Raw genomic sequence first — 22,173 nt, forward strand, 5'->3', positions numbered from 1 at the left:
GAACGGGTCGAATGACACTTCCCCCGCGGCGTCCTGGTCCCGACCGAGCCTGCGCCCTGGTTCCGTCAGGAGCACTATCTGCTTGACCGCGAGAAGACGATCGTCGGCCGAGCGCCTGAGTGCCAGATCCGCATCAACCATCCCAACGTCTCGCGGACCCACCTCTCACTGGAGTGGGTCGGTGGCTCTCTCATCGCCTCGTATCTGAGCTCTTCGAACGTCACCTACATTAACGGTGTCCCGCTCGCCGGTGCCTGCGCACTACGCAATGGCGATCGAATTGAGCTCGCCGAGGGCGTGCAGTTTCGGTTCGAATTGTTCGACGTGAACGACGATGCGCCGACGGAGCATCGGCCATTCGGCGAACATCTCCTGCTCGCCATAGTCCATACCGACGTGGCTTCCTATTCGCGCCTGATGGAGGACAACGCCGAGGGGACGGCGCGCCAGTTCGAAGTCTGTCTCGACATTGTGAAGGCGGAAATCGCTCGTGTTGGAGGGCGCATCGATAATGTCGCCGGCGACAGCCTCCTCATCGTATTCAAGAGCACGCATTCCGCCGTCGTCTCGACGATGGATTGGCAGAAGCGGATCGCTTCGCTAAACCAAACGCTGCCACCCAAACGTCGCTTGCAGTTCGTGCCGGGATCAACCTCGGCGACGTGTTCATCTCAAGCGCCGGCGCGCTCCACGGCGAGGCCATCAATATCGCCGAGCGCCTCCAGCGTTTGGCAGCACCGGAGAGTGTCGTAGTCGCAGGGGTCGTCCGCGATCAGCTGCAGGGGCATAAGCAGTTCATGTTCGACTTTTTAGGCTCCCCGGAACTGAAAAATATCTCAAGGGAAATCCGGGCTTACAGAAGTGCAGGCGCGGTCGGAAGGATAGGGACACAAGAGCACAGTCACGCGGCGCTCGGCCATGCGCTTAATCTGCGCATCAGTCAGGGACGCGATGACGGGACGTTCCTTCAGCAGCGCATCGGCATCCGCAAGCGTGCGGTCGAAGTCTGCGAGAACGTGCGTGGCGGCCACGTTCGCGGCCTTGAGGTTCTTGGTCCCTAGCGACTTCTTGAGGAAGACTTGGCGATCCCGGTCTGAATTAAGCACGCGCGCGACCGCTTCTTGGAGGCGTTCGGGCACCTTCCGCTGCGCGTAGTAAGTCCCGTGTCTGTCCTTAATCAGTCCCATTAACGCGCGCATCAAAAGCTACCACGCAGTGCTACCACCGGAGCGCAGTCAAAGCCATGATTTGCTAGATGTTCTTGAAATTTCAGCGCTTCTAGAGCCGCTGGCGCTCCCCTAGGGGAATCGAACCCCTGTTTCAGCCTTGAGAAAGCGAAATCCTCTCAACGCGCTGAGGGCTCGGCTCTCTCCTTGGTGAGCCATCCCTCCAAGCCGTTCAAATGTCACAAACCTTGGTCGAATGGCGTCTTTTCTGCATCGCAACATCCGCGATAACCACGTTTCCATTCTTAATCTATCTTTAGCGATCTACTAAGAATTCCGGTTTCAAGGTCGTCACGAATGGGAGGCGACCCATGCCGTTGATCAAATACTTCGGGTTTGTCGGCAGCGCCCTTGTCCTATTGCTTGTCGGATTGGGGTGGTTTTTGCCGCAGCAATTGGCGGAACCTACCGGTGGCTCGACCGACAGGCCAGCCATAAGGATAACCTCGGCCGAACGGCTGCCCGAGCGGGTCATTATCGACACGAATTTGCCGACGATTGTCTCGCCGCCGAGCGTTCTGGAGTTTGCTGAACGATGGCCACAAGCAGCTGTTGCAGCTGTGGTCCCTACTCCCAGGACGGCGACTCCGGCGCCGGTTGGTGAAGTACGGATAAAGCCGAATCTTACAAACCCGGAACGTTCGAAAAAGGTTGCTGTTCGTCATGCGGCCTCAAAAACGGACATCGAACCCTCGAGCAACGACAAAGCCACGACTCCACCTGCAGTCGCTGAGTTGTCTCTGTTGAACAGCTTGAAGGAAGGGTTGGGGCAAGCGCAGGAAAAACTGATGGCAAGCCTCGAACCCCTGACGACCTATGTCTCGAAATCCCGGCTCGAGATACGGCGATAGTGCCATGACCCTCACTCGTGGGGCCATTTGATGATCCGTTCCCCGTCGCCAACATGGTAGCTGGGGGGAGCGATGAATGGGAGATGCGGTGTCACAATGTTTTCCTTGGCATCACCTTCGCCGGAGTCCTGGTGCTTGTCTTAGCGTCTCTTGTCGGCCTTCAGAGGATAATTGAGTGACCGTCGCCTGACGATCCATTGCACCGCTTGCGAGGAACTGCGGCCTGTCGCGGCTTCTTCCAAGTGTGTGAGGCATCTCTCACAAGATTGCGTCGATTCTGGCGTATGATGGGCGTGGAGGTCGTCTTCCGCAAACCACCGTGGAGATCGAAATGGCCAAGAATCCAACGGGCTCAGGTAATGACCGGCTCCCGCATCCGTTCAGCGACTTGCTCGCCGCCGCTTCCGTACCACCGCAAGCCGAGTTCCTCGTGCACAGCGTGAAGGTCGTCTGCGGCAGGCAGTCCGAGACGAACTGCTGCTGTACCGCAGGCGCCCGGCCGGGCGTGTACGCGACCGAGGTCAACATTCAAAATATCACCGGTCAGCCGGCGCAGGTCGCGAAATTCTTCGTACCTTTGATCAACGCGGGCGCCGTTAATGGGCGCGAGCCCAAATTCGCCGATCCAGCCAAAATCTCTCAGCGCACTGGCGAGCTCATCACGCTTCCACCGCTGGCGGCGACGATGGACGATTGCTGTCACATCGCGGAGTTGCTGCTCGGCGGCCCCCAAGCGGAGAGTCGGCGCTCACCATTGGCTATCTCACGATCGGGAGCTTCTTCGAATTAGCCGTCTCTGCGGTCTACACAGCGACCCCCTGAGCGGGGACGGCATTAGCATTGACGTCGAGTACATTCTGCCGCGGCGCCTGGGACGTGGCCCAGGTCAGGGCTGAAAACCGCCTGACAAGAACAAAGGTTATTGCGACGAAGGTGTTGGTCGCCCCTTGCGCGCGCACGGGCGGCCTTCTTTGCCGCGCGGGAAAGCCGCCTGCGGCGAAAGTGGGTCCAGAGCTTTGACGGGTTCGGTCGCTGACGCATTTGGCGTCTCGCGAGCAAGCATTCAGCCCCGTTTGAAGAGCATCCGAGCTGCCCGCGAGCAAGAACGGAGATTCGCAAATCAGTTGTTATGGAAGAAGTCGCCCATAGACCGACCTCAAACCGCAGACCGGGCCGACATCTATCTTTGATGTCCGCCTTGCATTGCCGGCTCAACCGGTCGATGCGACACAGGCGCTAAAACTAGCGCGGCTGACCAGAGGATCTTCGATGCGGAGTGCGCACAAGCTTGCCAGGCCCATGCAGCAATTGGCGACGCTAATCCGCGAACACAACCCGTGTACTACGAAGCTTATGCCTTGTGATGGACGGCTTGCAGGCCATAGACCGGGGTCCGGATGCCCTCATAGAGGGCTTTCAACTGGAGGGAAAGGAATTGCGAGTAGTGACGTGACTGGTGCAGATTGCCACCGTGGAACCATAAGCCTTCCTGCAGCGTCGGCTTCCACATGTTGCGCTCTTCGCCTTCCCATGGGCCGGGATCCTTGGTGGTATTCGAGCCTAGTCCCCAGACCTTGCCGACCTTGTCGGACATTTCCCGGCTGATCAGGTCAGCGACAAAGCCGTTCATCGAACTGTAGCCTGTGGCGTAGACGATCACATCAGCGGCCAACTCCCTCCCGTTGTCTAGTCTGACGCCGTTGGGCGTGATTTCCTCGACCTGGCCTGCGACCAACTTGACCTTTCCATCGATGATGAGCTGCGAGGCGCCAACGTCGATGTAATAGCCCGAGCCGCGACGCAAGTACTTCATGAACAGACCGGAATCGTCGTCGCCGAAGTCGAGCCGAAAACCGGCTCTCGTCAACCCTGCATAGAAATCGGCGTCATCCTTGCGGATCTTGTCATAAACCGGCTTCTGCAACTGATGCAGGATCTTGTAAGGCAGCGAGGCGAAAATCAGATCGGCCTTGGCTGTCGTCATGCCACCGCGGACGGCGCGCTCTGAGTAGAGGTCGGCGATGGATGCCATCAGCGAATCCGAGCGCACGACATGGGTCGTCGAGCGCTGCACCATGGTCACGTCGACGCCGGCCTCATACAGCGCGGCGCAGATGTCATGTGCGGAATTGTTCGAGCCAATCACCACTACCTTCTTGCCCTTGTAGCGATCGGGGCCTGGGTGGCGCGAGGAATGGTGCTGTTCACTCTTGAAGGTATCCATGCCCTTGAATTGCGGCATGTTGGGCTTGGCGGACATGCCGGTCGCAAAAACCAGCTGCTTCGGCTTGAGCGTAATCTCCTTGCCACCGCGCTCGACGACGACCGTCCATTCCTTTTTGGCGTCGTCCCAGTCAGCGTGTTTGGCCGTGCTGCCGGTCCAGTAGTTCAGCTCCATGACCTTGGTGTACATCTCCAGCCAGTCGCCGATCTTGTCCTTGGGCGAAAACACCGGCCAGTTCTTCGGAAAGTCGATGTAGGGCAAATGATCGTACCAGACCGGGTCATGCAGGCAGAGCGACTTGTAGCGGTTGCGCCATGAGTCGCCGGGACGGCCGTTCCTCTCGACGATGATGGTGGGCACGCCGAGCTGGCGCAACCGCGCACCGAGTGCGATGCCACCCTGGCCGCCGCCGATGATGAGCACGTACGGCTGCGTTTTAAGGCCGAGCTGCTCGGCTTCCTCGTCCCGCAATTCCTTCCAGGTTTTGGCGCCGGGATTGACGCCGTGGCGGGCGCCAAGCGGCCGGGTAAAGCCCGCTTTCTCCTCGTGACCTTTCAATTCGACCATCGTCGTCAGCAGCGTCCAGATCTGGCCATTCTGGAGACGGATTAGACCGTAGCCGCGCGCGACCTCGGTCTCGAACGAGATCCAGCATTCGGTCACTCCATCGGCTTCGGTAGCGCTTTCCTCGTCGGCAATTTTCCAATTGAGTGGCTTTGCGTGCGCTAAGCAAGAGTTGAGCATCTCGCGGATCTGATCGCGACCTTCCATGGTCTTGACGTTCCAGGTGAAGGCAACGAGGTCGCGCCAATAGCACTCGCGTGCGAACATCGCCACAGCGGCGTCCAGGTCGCCTGCCACAAGCGCCGCTTCGAATTTCTCGAGAAGGGCCTGGATGCGCGCATTAGGCGTGGTATCGAGCATCATTTCCTCCCAAGGTGTTTTTGATCTTTCCGCAGTTGTCGCAAGCTTACCCGAACTATCGACCGAAACCAGACATGCGCGGATCAACTTTTTCACAGCACTTCTGATCGAATAGGGTCACCTTGACGCGGTGCGTCAGTCCGCGGATTGTCGATGTTTCGCGATCACTCTGCGGGAAATTTGCGATCAAGAAATGCCGGACTTTTCAGAAACATCGGCTCTTTTGCGAACTATCGGCCCGACCGAATGTCCGCCTTGCGCGAGACGTGGCCATCCTCGCCAAGTCGCCTACTGTGAAGGTTTTCGGATGCCGGCCCCATGACGGTGTTGCCGCGCACACGAGGGCCGGCGTCCGAAAGCCTCCAAGGGAGGAAACCGCGGGTGAGGCATGTGGGTGGCGCGGCGTGGGCTATGGGGATTTGCGTGCCGCGGATGATGTGTTTGATTGGAATTGAGCCGGTTCGGCGAGCTGGCCGAGGGCGGAGCAGCTCATGAATGAGGGGCCTGCCGCGTTGAACGGGGTGGATTGGCGGACGATTTGCGGCGGCTGGCGGATATCTGGGCGCGCTCTGCCATGGCCGGTCGAGAGGCAGCGCGCGCGATAAGCCGTTTTGCGGGATTGTGACGCGGTCATGAGGTGTCGATCCTGATGCGGTTCGTTGGAGCTGTTGGCCGATGTCGTGGCGTAGCACCGCGCTCGAAGACCTCGATGACGACCATGCGACCGCCGCAGCATGGGCAGCTCGGCTTGGTTTGATCGGCGGCGGCAGTGATGGGCTGACCTTCAGAATTTGCAGCGGCGAGCAGCTCACGCGCGCGAGCGATGTTATCGGCGCGGGTGCCACTGGCGAGCAGGCCGTAGTGACGGATGCGGTGGAAGCCTTGCGGCAGGACGTGGATGAGGAAGCGGCGGATGAACTCGCTGCTTGAGAGTGTCATGAGCTTCTGGCGGTCGCGACCCTCGGCGCGATAGTCCTTCCATCGGAAGGTGACGCCGGTGCGGTCGCAGGCGATCAGCCGGCTGTTTGCGATGGCGACGCGGTGGGTATAGCGCGATAGATAGGCCAGCACAGCCTGTGGCCCGCCGAACGGGCGCTTGGCATAGACCACCCATTCGGCTCGGCGCAGCGGCGCCAGATAGGCTGCGAACGCCTGCGGGTCGGCGAGAGCAGCATGGTTGCCGAAGAATTGGAGGCGGCCGGCGTTGTGGGCGGCGATCAGCTTCTCCAGCAACAACCGGCGGAACAGGCGCGAGAGCACGCGCACGGGGAGGAAGAAGCCCACCCGGCACGCCACCCAACGCTCGCCGTCGAGCGAGATGCCGCCGCCCGGCACGATCATGTGGACGTGCGGGTGATGGGTCATGGCCGAGCCCCAGGTATGGAGAACCGAGGTGACGCCGATGCGGGCGCCGAGGTGTTTTGGGTCGGCCGCGATCGTGGTCAAGGTCTCGGCCGAGGCTTTGAACAGCAGGTCGTAGATGGCGGCCTTGTTGTGATAGGCGATGTCGGCGATCGACGCCGGGAGCGTGAACACCACGTGATAGTACGGCACCGGCAACAGCTCCGCCTCGCGGTCGGTGAGCCAGTCCTTCGCGGCGGCGCCCTGGCACTTTGGGCAATGGCGGTTGCGACAGGAGTTGTAGGCGATGGTGGTATAGGCGCAGTCCGCACAGCGCGCGACATGGCCGCCGAGAGCGGCCGTGCGGCAGCGCTCGATTGCTGACATCACCTTCAATTGCTGGAGGCCGACATGACCGGCATGGGCTTTGCGCCATGCCGGGCCATGGTCGCGGAAGATATCCGCAACCTCCAAGGCCGGGCGCGACATGCGCGCCAGGTCAGCCGGGCGGCCGGTCCTCCTTCAGTTTGATCGCGATGTGCTCCAGCGGGCTCATGACCTCGCTGATCGTCTTGGTGGCGACGCGGGTATAGAGCGCCGTGGTGTCGAGCTTGGCGTGACCGAGCAGCACCTGGATCACGCGGACGTCGATGTTCTGCTCCAAGAGGTGGGTGGCGAAGCTGTGCCTCAGGGTATGCAGCGACACGCGCTTGTGGATCTCGGCCATTTGGGCGGCGGCATGACAGGCGCGATTGAGCTGCCGTGTCGTCATCGGCTGGGCCGGATCGCGGCCTGGAAATAGCCAACCCCGGGGCCGCGCCGCCCGCCACCAGGTGCGCAGCAGATCGAGCAGCAGTGGTGAGAGCATGACGTTACGGTCCTTGCCGCCTTTGCCCTGCTCGACGCGAATGATCATTTGCTTGCTGTCGATGTCGGCGACCTTGAGCGAGATGACCTCGGTGGCGCGCAGGCCGGCGCCGTAGGCCACGCTCAGCGCCGCCTTGTATTTGAGCCCGGGTGCGGCATCGAGCAGCCGCGCCACTTCCTCGGGGCTCAGCACCACCGGCAGCTTGCGAGGCTCGTGAATGACATGCGTATGCTCAACGATCTCGTGGCGCCTCAGCGTGACCCGGAAGAAGAACCGCAGTGTCGAAACCGTCTGATTGATGGTCGGCACACCAACGCCGCTCGCGGCCAGGTGCAGCTGATAGCGGCGCACGTCTTCGAAGCTCGCCGTATCCGGCGAGCGCTCGAGAAATGCGGCGAAGTTCTTGACCCTTTGCACGTAGTCATGTTGGGTCTTCGGGGCCAGCCTGCGGATCGTCATGTCTTCGATCATGCGCCGGCGCAACGGGCTCATTGCCTCGTCGGTCATGGGGATGCTCCTGTCTTGAGTGAGGTTGTTGCAACCCCTCATCTCAAGACAGGACGCCTCGTTGCGCTATCCCTCAGCCGTGCTGCCGGCCGTCGTGCCCTACCGCGCGAGCGGTTTAGTCCTTTGGACCCAAAGCCAACCTCTGCTGAGGTCCGCTATCGCGCCACTATCAGGGGTACAGCAGACCTCATACGCGCCCTGACTGCCGGTCGTTCTGCGAGTACAAGCCTCGGTGCGCCTCGTAAAACCGGCTCAAGAAGCTTCGGCCGTTTCGCTGCGCGGCTGGCGGATGCGTGCCGATCCTCGGCCATGATGCCGGCATTCATGAAGCCGACGCAGGTCGAGATATCGGCGAAGAAGGCCATCTCGTGCGTGACCAGCATCGTCATGCCTTCGGCGCTTCTGGCCCCGGTCACCCCTTGGCAGCAACGTACCCATAAAAATTCATAAGAAAGTCCCGAACGGGGAGGGGCTTGACGGCACCGGTTTTTTCCTGCGGATGCGGTATCACGTAGTCTCCGTCGCCATATGAGAAGACCTTCGCCTTCACGTACCCGTTCATCACTTGTATCTTCTCGCGCAGCACGACCCAGTGCATCGTAAACGCGGAGCCTTTATCGGACTGGTCGTCATAGTCGATCATATTGGCGCTTATGAAAAGACATACGCGATATCCGCTGTCGAGCAGCCGGTTGGCTTCGTTTACGTCGTCGATGTCTTTGTTGAATCGCGAAATGTTGGTATTTTCGCGCACGTCCCCGTATCCTGCCTTGCGAAACCATTGCTCCATTTCGCTCGGCAGGGTGACACCCGCAAGATCGCTGATCTTGCCTGTGTCGTCGAAATCGAGGAACCAGTTCTCCGAATCGCGAATGGAGGCGCATGTCAGCCAGTCCACGTGGTCCAGTGACCAGGGTGGCGTGAAGTTCCTCACATCCTTTCCGGGCTTGATCAGCAGGCGGCCAAGGTTCGCCTGCCCCTTCTGATAGAGATCGATCGCGAACCGCGCGTAAGACCCTGGCTTGTCGGACGCGTAGCCGAACATCAGGGCGGATGGCCCGCACAGACTTCCCTGATCTTGATTGATGAGGCTCGGCTTCGCAATGCGCCTGAGAATACCTATGCCGACGCGGTGTGGGTCGAGCTTCGGAAAGAACGTCGTTCTCGTGTTTTTCAGGAAATCGCAGACTATTTCCGCGGCTAATTTTTTCTGGTCGGAATTGAGGTCGTACGGTCCAATCCCGCGCTTCTCCTTGTATTCTTCTCCGACGAAGAGCGTGATGAGCTTTTTCGAGGTGGGGGAGAGCGTTCTGGAGGTGTTCGCAATGGTGGTCAGGTCGTCCAGCTCGAATGCGGTGACCACGCCGTCTGCGACGGTAGCCCGGATGATGTCAACGACCTCTGCGTAGTCCAGCTTTGAATCGTCGATGAGGCCTTTGCGAAGTGCAGCGTCGACGGAAGGAGTCGCGATTGCGTCCCATTGGCCCTTTGGCGGGGCGGGCTCGGCGGCCGCCTTCGTCGACAGTTCAACGAGCCGATTGAATGTCGGGCCGGCAGGCCGAACATAGCCGTCAAGCGTGCCGGGAAAGTTCTTCTTTTGGAAGTACAGAATCGAATTGTAAAGGCCGTCGCTGGCATAGCCGGTCACGACCATCTGTGGTTTAAGCGTGTTTTCGGCGCCACCGTCGGAAATGGCAATCTTGTTGAGCAGCGAAATGACCAGCTCCTGATCCTTTTTCCAGTTCTGACAGCTGCGCCCTGTCGTCGCGAACCGTCCGACCTTGTCTTTCAACTGCAGCATATCGCGCTTCCCGGAGCGGGAATGCTGCCTCGAACGTCCTGACATGCAGCCGGAGGCAGGCGCTGTGGCAAGTCTTCCCGCTGAAGGGTTGGTCGCACCTGCCGTCTCTTGTGTTCATTCGCAAGGACAGCGGTCGCGCGGTGGCGAGGTTCACGAATCCGTTATGTCTGCCTATCGGGGTAGACCGGAATTCGTCGGCGCACCGCTAGAATGTCGCGAATGTGAAGGGTTCGGATGCCGGCCGCAGCGGTGGCGGCGCGGCATATTCGGGCGGTCCGCGTCCGAAACCCTTCACAAAAGCAGCCTTGCTCGCTGAGCCTCACGGCATCAGCATTGAAGTCGAGTACATTCTGCCGCGGCGCCTGGGACGTGGCCGGGGGTCAGAGCTACCGCTCGACAGAAGAAAGGTCATTGCGAACCGGGAAGAAGTTGGGCGCCCCTTGCGCACGCACCGGCGGTCTTCCCCGCTCGCGGCACGGCGCAAGTAAGTCCAGAGCCTTGGTGGATGCGATCGCTGATGTTTGGCGTCTCGCGAGCAAGCATTCAGCTTCGTTTGAACAGCATTCGAGCTGCTGCGCTACCAAGAACGGAGATTCGCAAATGAGTTGTTATGGAACATCAGTTGGTGTGTTCAAATGTGAAAACGCGCATCAGCTGAGTGCTCTGGTGAAGATGATCACAAAGCTCGATCCAAAAAGCTCTTGTTGATCCAATCTTATCTAAGGGATCGCCCCCCGGTATCGGGCAGCGACTTGGGGTGCGGCACGAACACGCTACCGGGAGCGCGGCGGTTATCCATGCACCTTGGCGGGCGGGGATGATGGCGCGCAGCGCTCGGTACCGTTCATGCCCAGATTGTCCAGCAACGACATCGCATTCCGCAGATCCGGGCTGTCGAATCCTACACTGAACCAGCCGTATATCTGCGCGAGTAGGTCGTACGCCCGGTCGGGCTTCCGAACCGTCGCAAGGAACGATTGAGGGCTCCTGAAATTGAGATGCCGGCAAGGAGGCATCAGAGTGCCCGTTCGTTTCCTGCGCTTCGCGATCGTCTGGTTGCTGGCATTGGCAACCATGTGGGTGATGCAGCCCTACCTGTCGGCACTGTGGTTTTCCGCGTCTGCTCCCCGTACTATCGCCCCCCGCGCCGACCTCGCCGCGAACGAGCAGGCGACTGTCCGTCTGTTCACGGAGGCATCGCCATCCGTCGTGCATGTGTTCGGTCGCGGAAGACCCAGCACATCCGTTTTTTCCGACGAACAGGACAGCGTCGTACAATCTGGCTCGGGCATAGTGTGGGACGCTGCCGGGCACGTAATCACCAACAACCACGTCATCAGTGGTACGGCCCAGATCGGTGTTCGACTGACGTCGGGTGAATTCCTCGAAGCGCATGTGTTGGGTGCCGCTCCAAATTACGACCTGGCGGTTCTTCAGCTGGAGCGGACAAGATCGGCGCTACATCCCATTGCCGTAGGTCGTTCGGCTGATCTGCAGGTCGGCCAGAGCACGTTCGCGATCGGCAATCCGTACGGGCTGGACCAGACGCTGACCTCCGGGATCGTGAGTGCACTCGGTCGGAGACTGCCGTCGGTGACTGCGCGTGAGGTCAAAGGGATGATTCAGACCGATGCGCCCATCAATCCCGGAAACTCTGGCGGCCCGCTGCTCGACAGTGCAGGTCGGCTGATCGGCGTAAACAGCGCCATCGTGTCCGGCTCGGGTGCGTCGGCCGGAATCGGATTCGCCATTCCGGTCGACACCGTCAACCGCGTTGCAGCCGAGTTGATCCGCAACGGTCACGTCCCTTTGCCAGGGATCGGTATCGTGGCGGTCAAGCAGGGCGAGGCAACAAGCCTCGGAATTGACGGCATAATCGTTCTGCGAACGCTGCCCGGCTCTCCGGCCGCGCAAGCCGGAATTGAAGGCGTGAGCGATGACAGAGTGATCAGGGACGTCATCACCGAAGTGAATGGAAAACCCATCCACAGCATGGAGGAATTGACTTCAATTCTCGAGGACGAAGGGATCGGCAAGCAGATCGCCCTGACTATTGACCGCGGCGGAGAAACCCGCACGGTCAAGCTGAACATCGCGGACACCTCTCAGCTTGCCCAGCGATGAAACGGGGCCGGATTTGAACGCGGGCTTGAGGTTCGGATCCATACAAGCCCGATAGCACGCGAGTATCGGCCCAATACATGCATCCCCGACACCGTCGAAGGATCGATTTGGCTCTGCTTGCCCAATCCGGCGTCCAGAGCGATCGGAGATCCCGATTCGGTCAGGCTCTTTGCCTCCAAAGAGAGCGCGCAAAAGTGGCTTGAGCGTACCGATCGAAGCGGCGAGAGGGAGTATCTGGTTCAGGAGTGACGCGGATGAGTGGTTCCCATGGACCGTCGAGGCGGCACGGAAGGACCGCAGAAGCATTTCGTGCTTGATGGGAGCCGCGGTGCTGGGCATCGACGGCGTGTCCGACTTTAATGCCCTGCACTCGCAAAAGCATGATGGTGGGGTCCAGCTCTACGCCTTCGACCTTCCGGCTTTGGACGGCGACGACCTCCGGAAACTGCCGCTGTCGATGCGCAAGACGAGCCTGTCGTGCCTGTTGCGCGGCCCCGAAGGCATTTTCATTTCGCCCTTCGAACTCGGCGAGATCGGTCCCGATCTGTTTCAGGCCGCCGTCAGCATGGGATTGGAAGGCCTAGTCTCAAAGCGTCGCGATCGCCCCTACCAGGCCGGGCGATCGAAAGAATGGATCAAGGTCAAGAATCGGACCACATCCAGCGATGACCAGGGAGTTTTGAGGTGGCTTACAAGCGCGGCGCACGGCAGGACAGTGAGCCGGGACAGGTCACCATCGCCGCCGCCTGACCGCGAGCCTGATCTCAACGCTGGCCTGCCGTGGTCGGAGATGGCCGAGGAAGACCTGCGCGCGGCCTGGAAAACCGGAGCCGATCTCACTGTCCAGCTATCTGTGTCGCGAATGGGAGGAGATCACGGCGAAATGCCGTGAGTTGGACCTGGACCTTGTCAAGCAGCCGCAGCGCCGGACCCTGTATCTGCTGAGGCAAATGCAGCAGAAATTCGGAAACGGCGACCACCCGTAAAAATTCCGGGTGTCATGCTCCGCGGTACGGCCCCCGCGAAGATGGATGCATCCGGGCGGTGCATCAATTTATTGCAGTGAAGCAGGATCGATCTGCATGAGAGCGGCACCCGCCCTTCGTGCGGCTGCTCACTGACGAAGGATCTGCTCCGTCAACAGATCAGCGTGAAGGAATAACCACGCCGCAACGGACGCGCAGAGACAAATTCCAAGATAAGGCAATGCAAGGCGCATCGGGATTCCCTTCAGGCGCACACAATTAGGGCGAGCAGCTGCGATACATAGCTCGCGGTGATTTTGCGCGCGCCTTCCATATCTATCATTGAGCGCCCGCTTCTTTCCCAGAGAGAGCGAAGGCCAAGAGCGTCCGTCCATCCTCGAGCGAAGGGCTATCCCGCACTGCCACGTTTCTGCTTCCTAAAAAATCGGCTTGGAAGCGCCTCCATCAGCATTGCGCCGGCCAGTCTGACCGCCTCGACCTTCGCTTCGGCTCGGTCAACAAGCTCCGTGCCAGTGTCGTCCGTGAGGGCTATCCCATCGAGGACATGGAAATAGCAGTGCGGCATAGCGTGCTCCCATCCGTGAGGCGGGAGCGCAGTCGCGTTTCTCAGTCACCGCCCACGGCCAAGGGTCTGGGATGGTGAGGGCCTGGCTATACATCGCCAGTAGCGACGTTTCTATTTTGGTGGTTGTAGGCCGGGGGACGATAGCCACTCTGTCATGTGTGAGCCGGTTTCCGCTAGGCGTGCCTTGCGGAGGATGGCTTCGCGATCCGCACCATGTGGGAGGCTTTTGGCTTCATCGCGAAGACGCTTTGCTTCCTCGGTAAGGCGAATTTCGAGCGAGGAAGTTTGCGTGATCTTGCGACGCGGCGCCATGGTCGGACTCCCACGGAGTTATTTTTTCTCCAACGTGCAATGATGGTTCCGGTTCCGGACTGCCGTTTTGAAATTTCGAGACTGATTCACATTTGATATGGCAACGATCTGTTGACCGGGAAAAACTGGCAGTCCGGGCGGCGAAGCCATTTCATTTCGGAATTATTGAACCCCGGAAGCATGAGGGGCCGTTGTCTCCGGACAGCGGCCCTTTGCTTTGGGAGTCGCGAGGGAAATCGAGGACACCGTGAAATTTACAGGGTGCTGCTGACGCCAGGCGAGAATCTATTGACGCGCGACGGAACGGGCGGGGCGTGATTTGCTTGAGTCCGCGCCGGCTCGCAACCCGAGTGGCGGAGCGGCCCCGGCCATCCCCAAAGGCGCCCCCTGAAGCTGGGGCCGCCCCCTGAAGCTGGGGCCGTCTCTCCGCCTCCAGTTCTGGAGTAAGCGGATGCGTTTCTCGCTCTCGATCGTGCCGCTCGAATCGCCTCAATCGCGAGACCTATCTCGTCGGCGCGCACGGGCTGCGCCTGCGCGGGAGACGGACGAGCAGGACACCGATCTTGAGACGGTGCCCGCGACCTGCTATCCGGCTGGTACGCCTATCCGGTCCGGATCGTCGCGTTCACTCGAAGGCTGCTCTCGCCACGCCGCCTGCGAGGTCGCCGACGCGCTGGCACGTCGCGCCGCCCGCGAAAGGCTGGAGCTCTCGCCCGAGCTGGATGCCTTTGTCGCCACGACCGCAAACCGCTCGTTCGCCTTGCAACTGCCGATGCCTCTCGTCCGGCGCGTTGTTCAAAATGACGATGGCCGACGACCGGCAGAGCTCAGCTCGCCCAATGTGATCTTGCCTTCCCGCGCCGCTTGAATGAGTTGCTCGGCAACATACCGGCGGCTTTCGTGATCGCCGCCATTCGGCAACTCCGCACAGACCTGATCCAGGACCACGTCCATGTTCGTTTGAACTCGTTCCGGAAACTCGCCCACGCCCCTTCTCTCCTTCCGAGGGAAAACGGGTCGAGGCTAACCCCATTTTTGCGCTTGGTACAGCGCAGGCGAGCGGCGAGGTTAAGAGCCGTTTGTGCAGAAGTGAACTGACAACGTAGGGATTGGCAGGCCAACGCAATTTGCCGCCGCGTCGAACAATTGCGCCCTGCTGGAGTCGTCTTAGGAGGAATGGAGCGGCTCCGATGGATGATCGGAAAAAACTCGAGCATCAGATCGCATTGGCTACCCGGACCGCCGCATACACCGGGGACGAGAACACTGCGAGCAGGCTGCGGCAGTTTGCTGATCAGCTCAGGCGCAAGCTATTCCCCTCTTCTTCCCGGCGCGCCCAGATCACGGCGCGCGCCTATCAGCTGTGGGAACAGGCTGGACGCCCTTCCCGGCGCGACCTCGAGTTTTGGCTCGAGGCGGAGCGACAGATCAGCGCGCCAGCCGACCAGACCGGCAACTGACCCTGGAAAGTGCCTCAAGGCGCAACCCTGACAAATTAAAGCCCGGCAGTTCTGACTTATGTTCACTTTCACACGGTAAGCCCCTCAGGCGGAACGTAGAGGCGATCTGTCGCTCGTCGGGAGTCGAGCTGAACGCCGGACCCGAATGCATATTTAACCCGGTTTTTGACTATGTGTGCGCCGCAGCGATTTAACCTCCGCTGCGGCCTTCGTATGTGCGGCTACACCCCGCAGCGTGCATCGGTGAACCCCTTTCCAGCTTGCACGAAGCCATTTCCCACTCCGGCGAAATCCTCCTGAAACATGCGGGGGCGATAGTCGCGGGGTCGAACACGGGATGCCAGCATGCTAGTCCTGATGAACCTGATCTGGCGGCACGTTGCTAATACGATGCTGGCCGGTATGCGGTCCAAGCTCGCCCGGAAGTAGGGTAGACGGGCCGTCGCCTGGAGGCCACCACGTGCCCAAGCAGATCGTGATAGCCCTGTGGTCCTTGGCAGCTGCGTGCGTAATCGCATTCAGCATGGCGACGCTGGTTGCGTCGCACTAAAAGGAAAACCGGCCAGCCTCGACAGCCGACGGGATCTCTATCCCAGTGCGTACCGCGGTACTCGTCACAGGGAATGGCCTTCGAGTACGATGTGATAGGGCCGTCAGCGTAGTCCCTCGCAGCTGCAAAAACCGTAGACGCGGATCAACGCCGTACCAAGATAAGCTGGCTCTGACCGTTGTTGCCCTTGTCGTGGTAGCGATCGTCGTATTCCTCAGGATTCCTTCGGTCTGATGAGCGCTAAAAAAGGCGCATGGGAAAAACTTGCAACCGCGAACGCATCTGACTGAGCGCCACTTCCGGAACGCCGGCCAGCCGGTGCCTACAAAGATCGTGCGGCCGGGCGTCAGACGCGGCAGTCCAGAATCCAGAGCAGGCTTCTGCCCCAACTTGCAGATTGAGTTGCTCAAAGAGCTGGCGCTTAGGATGGGCATTGCGAGCCGGCGAGCCACAGCGGCGGCCAGCATGAAGCGCCGCCGTTCGGTTGAGGTTTGAGCCGCCTGCCAAGTTAGTCTTTCCAAGCAAGGCGACTGCAATTCGGGCACTGGTAGACGGAGATCTGGCGACCATCACGCGGGTCGAGAATGACAGATCTCCGGCTGGTGACGATGTGACAGTCTTTGTCTTCGCACTTCGGACGCAAATCAACGAACGTAGGCTGAGAGAAAACGTTCTGCTCGCGCATGTGATTCGCCTCCCTGGTGCACGGGATCAGATCGCGAATCCGGCATCAACATCATGGATTATACTGAGGCAATTTTATCTGGCATTCCGGCCGGGCCACGAATGGAACCTAGAGGTTACGAACGACGCCGGAAAGCCGATCTACTTCATTAGCATTGGACCTAAGAAGATGAAGTAAAGGCCGCCTCAGTGGGCGGCCCTCCTTGCCGGTTACGCGGGGAGCCGCGAACGAGAACTTTGGACTCAATAACGCCGATAGTATCGATGGGCACGACGAACGACGACTACGCCGCGCCGATAGGCAGGGCGATAGACGGGGCGAGTTCGGACGCATCCGTGCCGGCCGCACACCAGGGCTACTGTCTCGACGTTCGCGACGTTGTTGGATTGTCCCAGCGGAGCAACTGGCATTGTCGATGCCGTTGCAATTGAGAATGCCGTCCCACCGAGAACGGTTAGTGCGGCAAGTGTAAGTCTGAATTTCATCCGTGCTACTCCGGCGGAGGATATCCCGCTAGCAAACCTTAGACGTTCCATCCTCAACCTTGGATGACCAAGGGGCTGTAGCCCGCGCTGTACACCCCGGACACATCGGCTCCCGTACTGCGGAGGTCCGCACCTGATCCGTAGCACAGGAGCCGAGCGTCGGCGCTGCCGCCGACCGCGGGCCCATCGTGCATGCGCTTTCGTGGGACGCAATAAACTATGTGGGGGGCTGCCTGGTTGCTAGCCGCCCCGGGAGAGCCTCCGGTCACTTCGCCTCTCACCAGAGCGTCAAGTCGATCCAATTGACCAGCTCTAAGATCCCATTCCGACACCGAAGTACAAGCGGTCATGCTTGTCGCGGCATGTCCCGTGATTCGCTATTACGGGCGTCTAATTGATCTTGTTTCACTCTTTCTCATTTGCAGATTCAAGCACACGGTGAGCACACTTCACGCCCAATATGGCGGCGGTGCAACGGTGATCGGCGCGTGTTCAATCGTTTTGGCGAAGCTGCCCTTCAAGTAGGTCTCGATGCCGGCAAATATCTCCGCCGGGTCCCCTGCTTTGCCGGCATCTGGACCAACTGGACCTCGGACCGGAAGGTCAAAGAGGGGAGACCACGAACGACCTCTACGCATTCCTGACCACCGAGCCAAATGCCGAGGTTGGTGCAATCCAACCAGATGGTCTCCGATCCCGTCTACAACACGCAGATGGGGCGCAGCCGAGCCTCAGCGCACTGATGTCAGAATATCGCGGCAACCAGATCATGACCTTCGCCGGCTATAGTGCCGGCCGCGGCCGCGTGCGCGAATGGGTGCAGGCCCGCGGCGACCCCGGGATCCCAAGGTCGATCCGGTCGACTGGGTCGAGCGCATCCCGCTGTCGGAGACGCGCAACTACGTTCAGCGCGTGATCGAGAACGTGTTGGTGTACCGCGAGCGGCTTGAGGCCAGCAGCATGGTTGCCGGCAAAAACGACGAGCGCGTGGTGACGCATGAGGCCGGTGCAACCGCACCCGTGGCGGCCGCAGCACCCGTTCCATAGTCGACGCCGCCGGGGCTGGACGCGGCGCCTGCGAGGTTAGGGTGCTGCGGCTTCCACGCGCGTACAGTCGCGCAGCCAGGTGTCACCTCCTTCCATCAATCAGATCGCGACCGTCCAAGCATGCGCCGGTCAAGGCTCTTGCAAAGATCCAAGCGTGTATCGTGGCCGCGCACAGCGGAGGCTGGTGATTGACCACCGCGACTTTCATGAAGCCGCTCTTACGCGATCGTTCGCAAGTGACTCGCAGAACAGCATGTAACAGCGATGGTCGCAGTAAGGCAGCCGGGTCCCAATGTCGCGGAGATAGCTCTCGGCGATCGGCTCGCAGCACTGCATGCACCAAGTCTGCCGAAACGGCGTCCGGCCGTTCACCAGTACGAACGCGAATCTCATATGGCACCTCCCAAAGCGAAGCAGTAAACGCCGTCCGGCGGAGATAATGCGGGCGATGGAGCGCATAGATGATTTCGGCCGTCCGGATTATCTCTGTTTCGCTCCACTTTTTGCGGTGGGACCAGAATGTATCTGCCCTCCTCCCTGCGCCGTGCAAAGATCTGGCCGTCGATGCACTTGATATCAGTCGGATAGCAGTCAGCGCTGTTGCAACAACTGAGGCTCGGATTATCCGGCATGTGCCAAGTCGAATAGAATTTTTCGTGCAGCGCCTGATCGTGAGCCGGATGCTGACGATGAACGGTACCCTGTCCGTCTCCTGCGCCTGGACTGTCGCAGTTGAGCCGAGGAGTACCATCGAGCAGAAGAGCTTACATGAGCGGTTCAACGCGCGGACTCCCGGATCAGACTTACTGAGCGATGTCAGCTCTCCAATTTAGTCTCACGCGACTTGAGCCCGAAACAACCACCGGCGGTCGCGTTCTCGGCGGGTGCGGAAGCGGTCAACGCACTTCTTGGAGCAGAGCGCGGTGCGCCAGGAATAGTAACGGATCAGACCAAACTTGCCGCCACATAGGGCACAGCCGCTACCCGAAGAGCAACTTTCGGACTCGGACAGGCGAGGCTCAGGAAGTTCCGATGTATTGCACATTCTTGTCTCGCTCTGTTGCTTGCGCTCTTGTTTGTTCCGTTCGACCTCACGCGGGTCGTGAATTGCCGCAAGGCGGCTGTGGGTCGACAAATGCAGCGGCCGGTTCGTCAGCGAGCGCCTGTCGGCGAGACGCCTGGGCCGTACGGTTCAGACCAGGTTCGTACGTCGCCGCGATTGGCTGGTCGACACTCCCGATGGTCATGAGTCTAGTCCGTCGGCCACGAGGCGCTCAATTGTACGGAGGTAAATGGCCGACATCACTAGGAATGGAGGAGCTATACCTAAGTTTGTCCCGTAATCGCCGGGAACGCGCACGCTGGTTGATGTTCAACGAGACGACGCACACTGCGTCAGTTGCACGGCCGCCGCGAATGCTCCGCGCTGGAGAGCAGTCATTCAAGGCGAACTGCCCTAAGGCCCATCCGACTTTGGCCGGAATTGCTCCTCAGGCGGCAACGTGCTCTACTGGTCTTCACGCAGAGAGCGCCGGGAGCGTCTGCGATGAAGCCGGGCCGGGCAGCAACGTTCGGGAAGTCAGCCACGCAATTCCTCGTCGGCTGCGTCAGGCAAACTGTCACTGCCAAGCCGCGCACCGAGCCCCGTGACGCCGGTCTGCTGGAGGCGGTCAAGCAGTGGCAGCAAGTCTTCGAGCATAATCCGGTCATGTACTTCATGGTCGACCCGGGCGGAACCGTGATCAACGTGAACACGTTCGGCGCGGCGCAACTGGGCTATACGGCTGCGGAATTGATCGGCCGATCGGTGCTGGAGGTCTTCTTCGAGGAGGATCGTGATTTCGTCCGCGCGTGTGTCGCGCTGTGCCTCAAGACCGTCGATCAGTCACACACTTGGGAAATCCGCAAGGTTCGCAAGGATGGCTCGGTGCTATGGGTGCGCGAGAACGCCAAGACCATGTTGCGGGCCGATAGCGGGCCGATCGTGCTGGTCGCCTGCGAGAACATCACCGAGCGCAAGGAAGCAGAGAATGCGCTGCGACAAAGCGAGGCTTACCTCACGCAGGCGCAGGAATTGAGCCACACCGGCAGTTTCGGTTGGAGGTCCGCAACCGGCGAGATCACCTGGTCCAAGGAGACCTATCGCATCTTCCAATGCGACGAGGGGACCAGGCCAGCGATCCCATTCATGCTTCAGCGGATCCATCCGGAAGACCGGCTCGCAGTGCAGCAGACCACGGCCCGGGCGGCCCGAGAGGGAAAAGATTACGACCACGAATACCGGCTCCTAATGCCCGACGGCTCCATTAAGTACGTCCAGGCAATAGCCCGGGCGATGCGAGATTCCGGCGGTCGCGTGGAGTTCGTCGGATCGGTGACCGACGTCACGGCGACCAAAGAGGCGGAACGCAGGCGTCGTGAGCGAACAGCGCTTTCGCGACTATGCCGAAACCGCTTCTGACTGGTTCTGGGAGACGGGGCCGGACCATCGCGTCACTCAGATATCCGAACACTCAGATATCACCATCACTCCCGCTGGCCTGATCGGGCTCACACGCTGGGACATTGCTCCGGACTCCGATCTAGAGCCCGACAAATGGCGGCAGCATCGGGCGGCGCTCGACGCACACATTCCGTTCCGCGACTTGGTGTATCGCAGCAAGGACCGCAACGGCCAGCCGATCTACGTCCGGACGAGCGGCAAACCGTTCTTCGACGCCGACGGCGTTTTTCTGGGCTATCGTGGCGTCTGCACCGACGTGACCGCGGCCATCCGCGCCGATCAGGCCGAAGACGCACTGCGCAAGGCCCAAGCCGAGCTCGCCCATGTGACGCGCGTCACCACATTGGGCGAGCTGACGGCTTCAATTGCCCACGAAATCAACCAGCCCCTCGCCGCCGTAATCGCAAATGCCGACGCCTGCCTGGCGTGGCTGCAGCGCAGCCCGCCCGATCTCAAGGCGGCGCGCCGCTCGGTAGAGTGGATCATCGAGGATGGCAAGCGCGCCAGCGACGTGATCCGTCACGTTCGGGCGCTCGCCAAGCCGTCAGACATCGAGATGGCTCCTCTCGACGTCAACGTGGTCGTGCGCGAGGCCGTCGCGCTCGTCCAGCGCGAGATGGCCAGCCATGCCGTATCGGTGCGAATGGAGCTCTCGTCGGCACTGCCCAAGATCTTTGGCGATCGTATCCAATTGCAACAGGTCCTGATCAACCTGATCATGAACGGGATCGAGGCCATGGAAGGCGTCCGTGATAGCCCGAGGGAGCTGGCGATCCATTCAGCAGCGAACGGCGATGGCGCGGCGCTGGTGAGCGTTTCCGACTGCGGCGTGGAATCTGTGAACAGGCAATGGACCGCCTGTTCACGCCGTTCTTTACGACGAAGTCCTCCGGCATGGGCATGGGGCTGTCGATCTGCCGCTCGATTATCGAGGCCCATGGCGGACGCCTTTCCGCCTTACCGAACCAGGAGCGCGGCGCGACTTGCCAGATCACCCTGCCGCTCCATCGAGAGGATGCATAGTGACCGATCATGCGGAGCCTTCGTCGCCGCAGCAGGAGGGCGATCAGCCAATCGTCTTCATCGTCGACGACGACGCGTCCATGCGCCGTGCGCTCACCAATCTGTTCGAGTCGGTCGGCCTCAAGGTCGAAGCGTTCGGCTCGGCCCCGCAACTCCTGCAAGCCAAGCCGCCGGAAGTCCCCAGCTGCCTGGTGCTCGACATCCGCCTGCCCGGAGCCAGCGGCTTCGACCTGCAGACCGATCTTGCCAAGGCAAATATCCACACGCCCATCATTTTCATCACGGGTCATGGTGATATTCCCATGACCGTTCGGGCCATGAAGAGCGGCGCGATCGACTTCCTGACCAAGCCGGTTCGCGATCAGGACATCCTGGACGCAGTCCAGGCCGCGATCGAGCGAGACCGCAAGCGCCGCGATCTCAGCAAGACGGTCTCGAGCGTCAGATCACGCTTCGAGTCACTCACCTCGCGAGAGCGGGACGTATTGTCACTGGTGACCTCGGGACTGATGAACAAGCAAGTGGCCGCCCAGCTCGGTTTGGCGGAAATCACCGTTAAGATCTATCGCGGCCAGATCATGCGGAAAATGGGTGCGAAGTCGCTGCCCGACCTCGTGAGGATGAGCGAGGCGCTCGGGATTCGACCCGGCAAGCCCGACGTACAAACCTAAGTATGAGTTTCCAATAGTGA

General features: G+C 60.4%; 15 protein-coding genes and 3 pseudogenes. 11 read left to right on the forward strand and 7 right to left on the reverse strand.

Annotated elements, in window-relative coordinates; all coding sequences use genetic code 11:
- Window positions 1–132: 132 nt before the first annotated feature.
- Window positions 133–228 (forward strand): annotated as a pseudogene (locus ACTGJ9_RS36980) (hypothetical protein); the annotation flags it as partial.
- Between the two features lie 33 nt (window positions 229–261).
- On the opposite strand, the gene ACTGJ9_RS36985 reads toward ACTGJ9_RS36980, so the two are convergent.
- Both ACTGJ9_RS36985 and ACTGJ9_RS36990 read right to left on the reverse strand, forming a co-directional pair.
- Window positions 262–555, reverse strand: coding sequence for a hypothetical protein (locus ACTGJ9_RS36985; protein ID WP_456675043.1), 294 nt, complete (start codon window positions 553–555; stop codon window positions 262–264).
- Between the two features lie 281 nt (window positions 556–836).
- Entirely contained in the window at window positions 837–1,199 is a 363-nt protein-coding gene (locus ACTGJ9_RS36990; RefSeq protein WP_456675044.1) for a DUF6538 domain-containing protein, read from the reverse strand.
- Window positions 1,200–1,537: 338 nt separating this feature from the next.
- Here ACTGJ9_RS36990 and ACTGJ9_RS36995 point away from each other — a divergent pair, with 338 nt between their 5' ends.
- Both ACTGJ9_RS36995 and ACTGJ9_RS37000 read left to right on the forward strand, forming a co-directional pair.
- The gene (locus tag ACTGJ9_RS36995; protein WP_456675045.1) at window positions 1,538–2,077 is read left to right on the forward strand and encodes a hypothetical protein; all 540 of its coding nucleotides are present in this window, start codon (window positions 1,538–1,540) and stop codon (window positions 2,075–2,077) included.
- A gap of 331 nt (window positions 2,078–2,408) precedes the next feature.
- A complete protein-coding gene (locus ACTGJ9_RS37000; RefSeq protein WP_456675046.1) occupies window positions 2,409–2,867 on the forward strand; it encodes a hypothetical protein in 459 nt (152 codons plus the stop codon).
- A 561-nt stretch (window positions 2,868–3,428) separates the two neighbouring features.
- Here the strand turns inward: ACTGJ9_RS37000 and ACTGJ9_RS37005 are convergent.
- The 4 genes from ACTGJ9_RS37005 to ACTGJ9_RS37020 all read right to left on the reverse strand — a co-directional run bounded on the left by ACTGJ9_RS37005 (window position 3,429) and on the right by ACTGJ9_RS37020 (window position 9,742).
- Complete coding sequence (locus tag ACTGJ9_RS37005) at window positions 3,429–5,225, reverse strand: NAD(P)/FAD-dependent oxidoreductase (protein ID WP_456678746.1); 1,797 nt, start codon at window positions 5,223–5,225, stop codon at window positions 3,429–3,431.
- 630 nt (window positions 5,226–5,855) lie between these two features.
- On the reverse strand, window positions 5,856–7,055 hold the full coding sequence (locus tag ACTGJ9_RS37010) for an IS91 family transposase (RefSeq protein ID WP_456673553.1): 1,200 nt from the start codon (window positions 7,053–7,055) through the stop codon (window positions 5,856–5,858).
- Window positions 7,056–7,065: 10 nt separating this feature from the next.
- On the reverse strand, window positions 7,066–7,941 hold the full coding sequence (locus ACTGJ9_RS37015; RefSeq protein ID WP_456673554.1) for a tyrosine-type recombinase/integrase: 876 nt from the start codon (window positions 7,939–7,941) through the stop codon (window positions 7,066–7,068).
- A gap of 412 nt (window positions 7,942–8,353) precedes the next feature.
- A complete protein-coding gene (locus tag ACTGJ9_RS37020; RefSeq protein WP_456675047.1) occupies window positions 8,354–9,742 on the reverse strand; it encodes a hypothetical protein in 1,389 nt (462 codons plus the stop codon).
- 1,020 nt (window positions 9,743–10,762) lie between these two features.
- Here ACTGJ9_RS37020 and ACTGJ9_RS37025 point away from each other — a divergent pair.
- Both ACTGJ9_RS37025 and ACTGJ9_RS37030 read left to right on the forward strand, forming a co-directional pair.
- Window positions 10,763–11,866: a S1C family serine protease gene (locus ACTGJ9_RS37025; RefSeq protein WP_456675048.1), complete on the forward strand. Its 1,104-nt coding sequence runs from the start codon at window positions 10,763–10,765 to the stop codon at window positions 11,864–11,866.
- Window positions 11,867–12,194: 328 nt separating this feature from the next.
- On the forward strand, window positions 12,195–12,758 hold the full coding sequence (locus tag ACTGJ9_RS37030; RefSeq protein ID WP_456675049.1) for an ATP-dependent DNA ligase: 564 nt from the start codon (window positions 12,195–12,197) through the stop codon (window positions 12,756–12,758).
- A 482-nt stretch (window positions 12,759–13,240) separates the two neighbouring features.
- On the opposite strand, the gene ACTGJ9_RS37035 is transcribed toward ACTGJ9_RS37030, so the two are convergent.
- Window positions 13,241–13,417: a DUF6894 family protein gene (locus ACTGJ9_RS37035; protein ID WP_456675050.1), complete on the reverse strand. Its 177-nt coding sequence runs from the start codon at window positions 13,415–13,417 to the stop codon at window positions 13,241–13,243.
- 763 nt (window positions 13,418–14,180) lie between these two features.
- Between ACTGJ9_RS37035 and ACTGJ9_RS37040 the strand changes: the two genes are divergently transcribed.
- The 6 genes and pseudogenes from ACTGJ9_RS37040 (at window position 14,181) to ACTGJ9_RS37065 (ending at window position 22,153) form a co-directional block, all read left to right on the forward strand.
- Entirely contained in the window at window positions 14,181–14,597 is a 417-nt protein-coding gene (locus ACTGJ9_RS37040) for a hypothetical protein (protein ID WP_456675051.1), read from the forward strand.
- A gap of 322 nt (window positions 14,598–14,919) precedes the next feature.
- Window positions 14,920–15,189, forward strand: coding sequence for a DUF2934 domain-containing protein (locus tag ACTGJ9_RS37045; protein ID WP_456675052.1), 270 nt, complete (start codon window positions 14,920–14,922; stop codon window positions 15,187–15,189).
- A 2,397-nt stretch (window positions 15,190–17,586) separates the two neighbouring features.
- Window positions 17,587–17,956 (forward strand): annotated as a pseudogene (locus ACTGJ9_RS37050) (transglycosylase SLT domain-containing protein); the annotation flags it as partial.
- A 461-nt stretch (window positions 17,957–18,417) separates the two neighbouring features.
- Window positions 18,418–18,789 carry a hypothetical protein gene (locus tag ACTGJ9_RS37055; protein ID WP_456675053.1) on the forward strand — a complete coding sequence of 124 codons (372 nt, stop codon included), beginning with the start codon at window positions 18,418–18,420 and terminating at the stop codon, window positions 18,787–18,789.
- A gap of 713 nt (window positions 18,790–19,502) precedes the next feature.
- A pseudogene (locus tag ACTGJ9_RS37060) lies at window positions 19,503–21,482 on the forward strand (PAS domain S-box protein).
- On the forward strand, window positions 21,482–22,153 hold the full coding sequence (locus ACTGJ9_RS37065; protein ID WP_456675054.1) for a response regulator transcription factor: 672 nt from the start codon (window positions 21,482–21,484) through the stop codon (window positions 22,151–22,153). The pseudogene ACTGJ9_RS37060 and the gene ACTGJ9_RS37065 overlap by 1 nt, the downstream one beginning before the upstream one ends.
- Window positions 22,154–22,173 lie beyond the last annotated feature (20 nt).

Origin of the sequence: Bradyrhizobium sp. RDM12 (assembly GCF_051917485.1) — a bacterium.
Classification (GTDB): domain Bacteria; phylum Pseudomonadota; class Alphaproteobacteria; order Rhizobiales; family Xanthobacteraceae; genus Bradyrhizobium.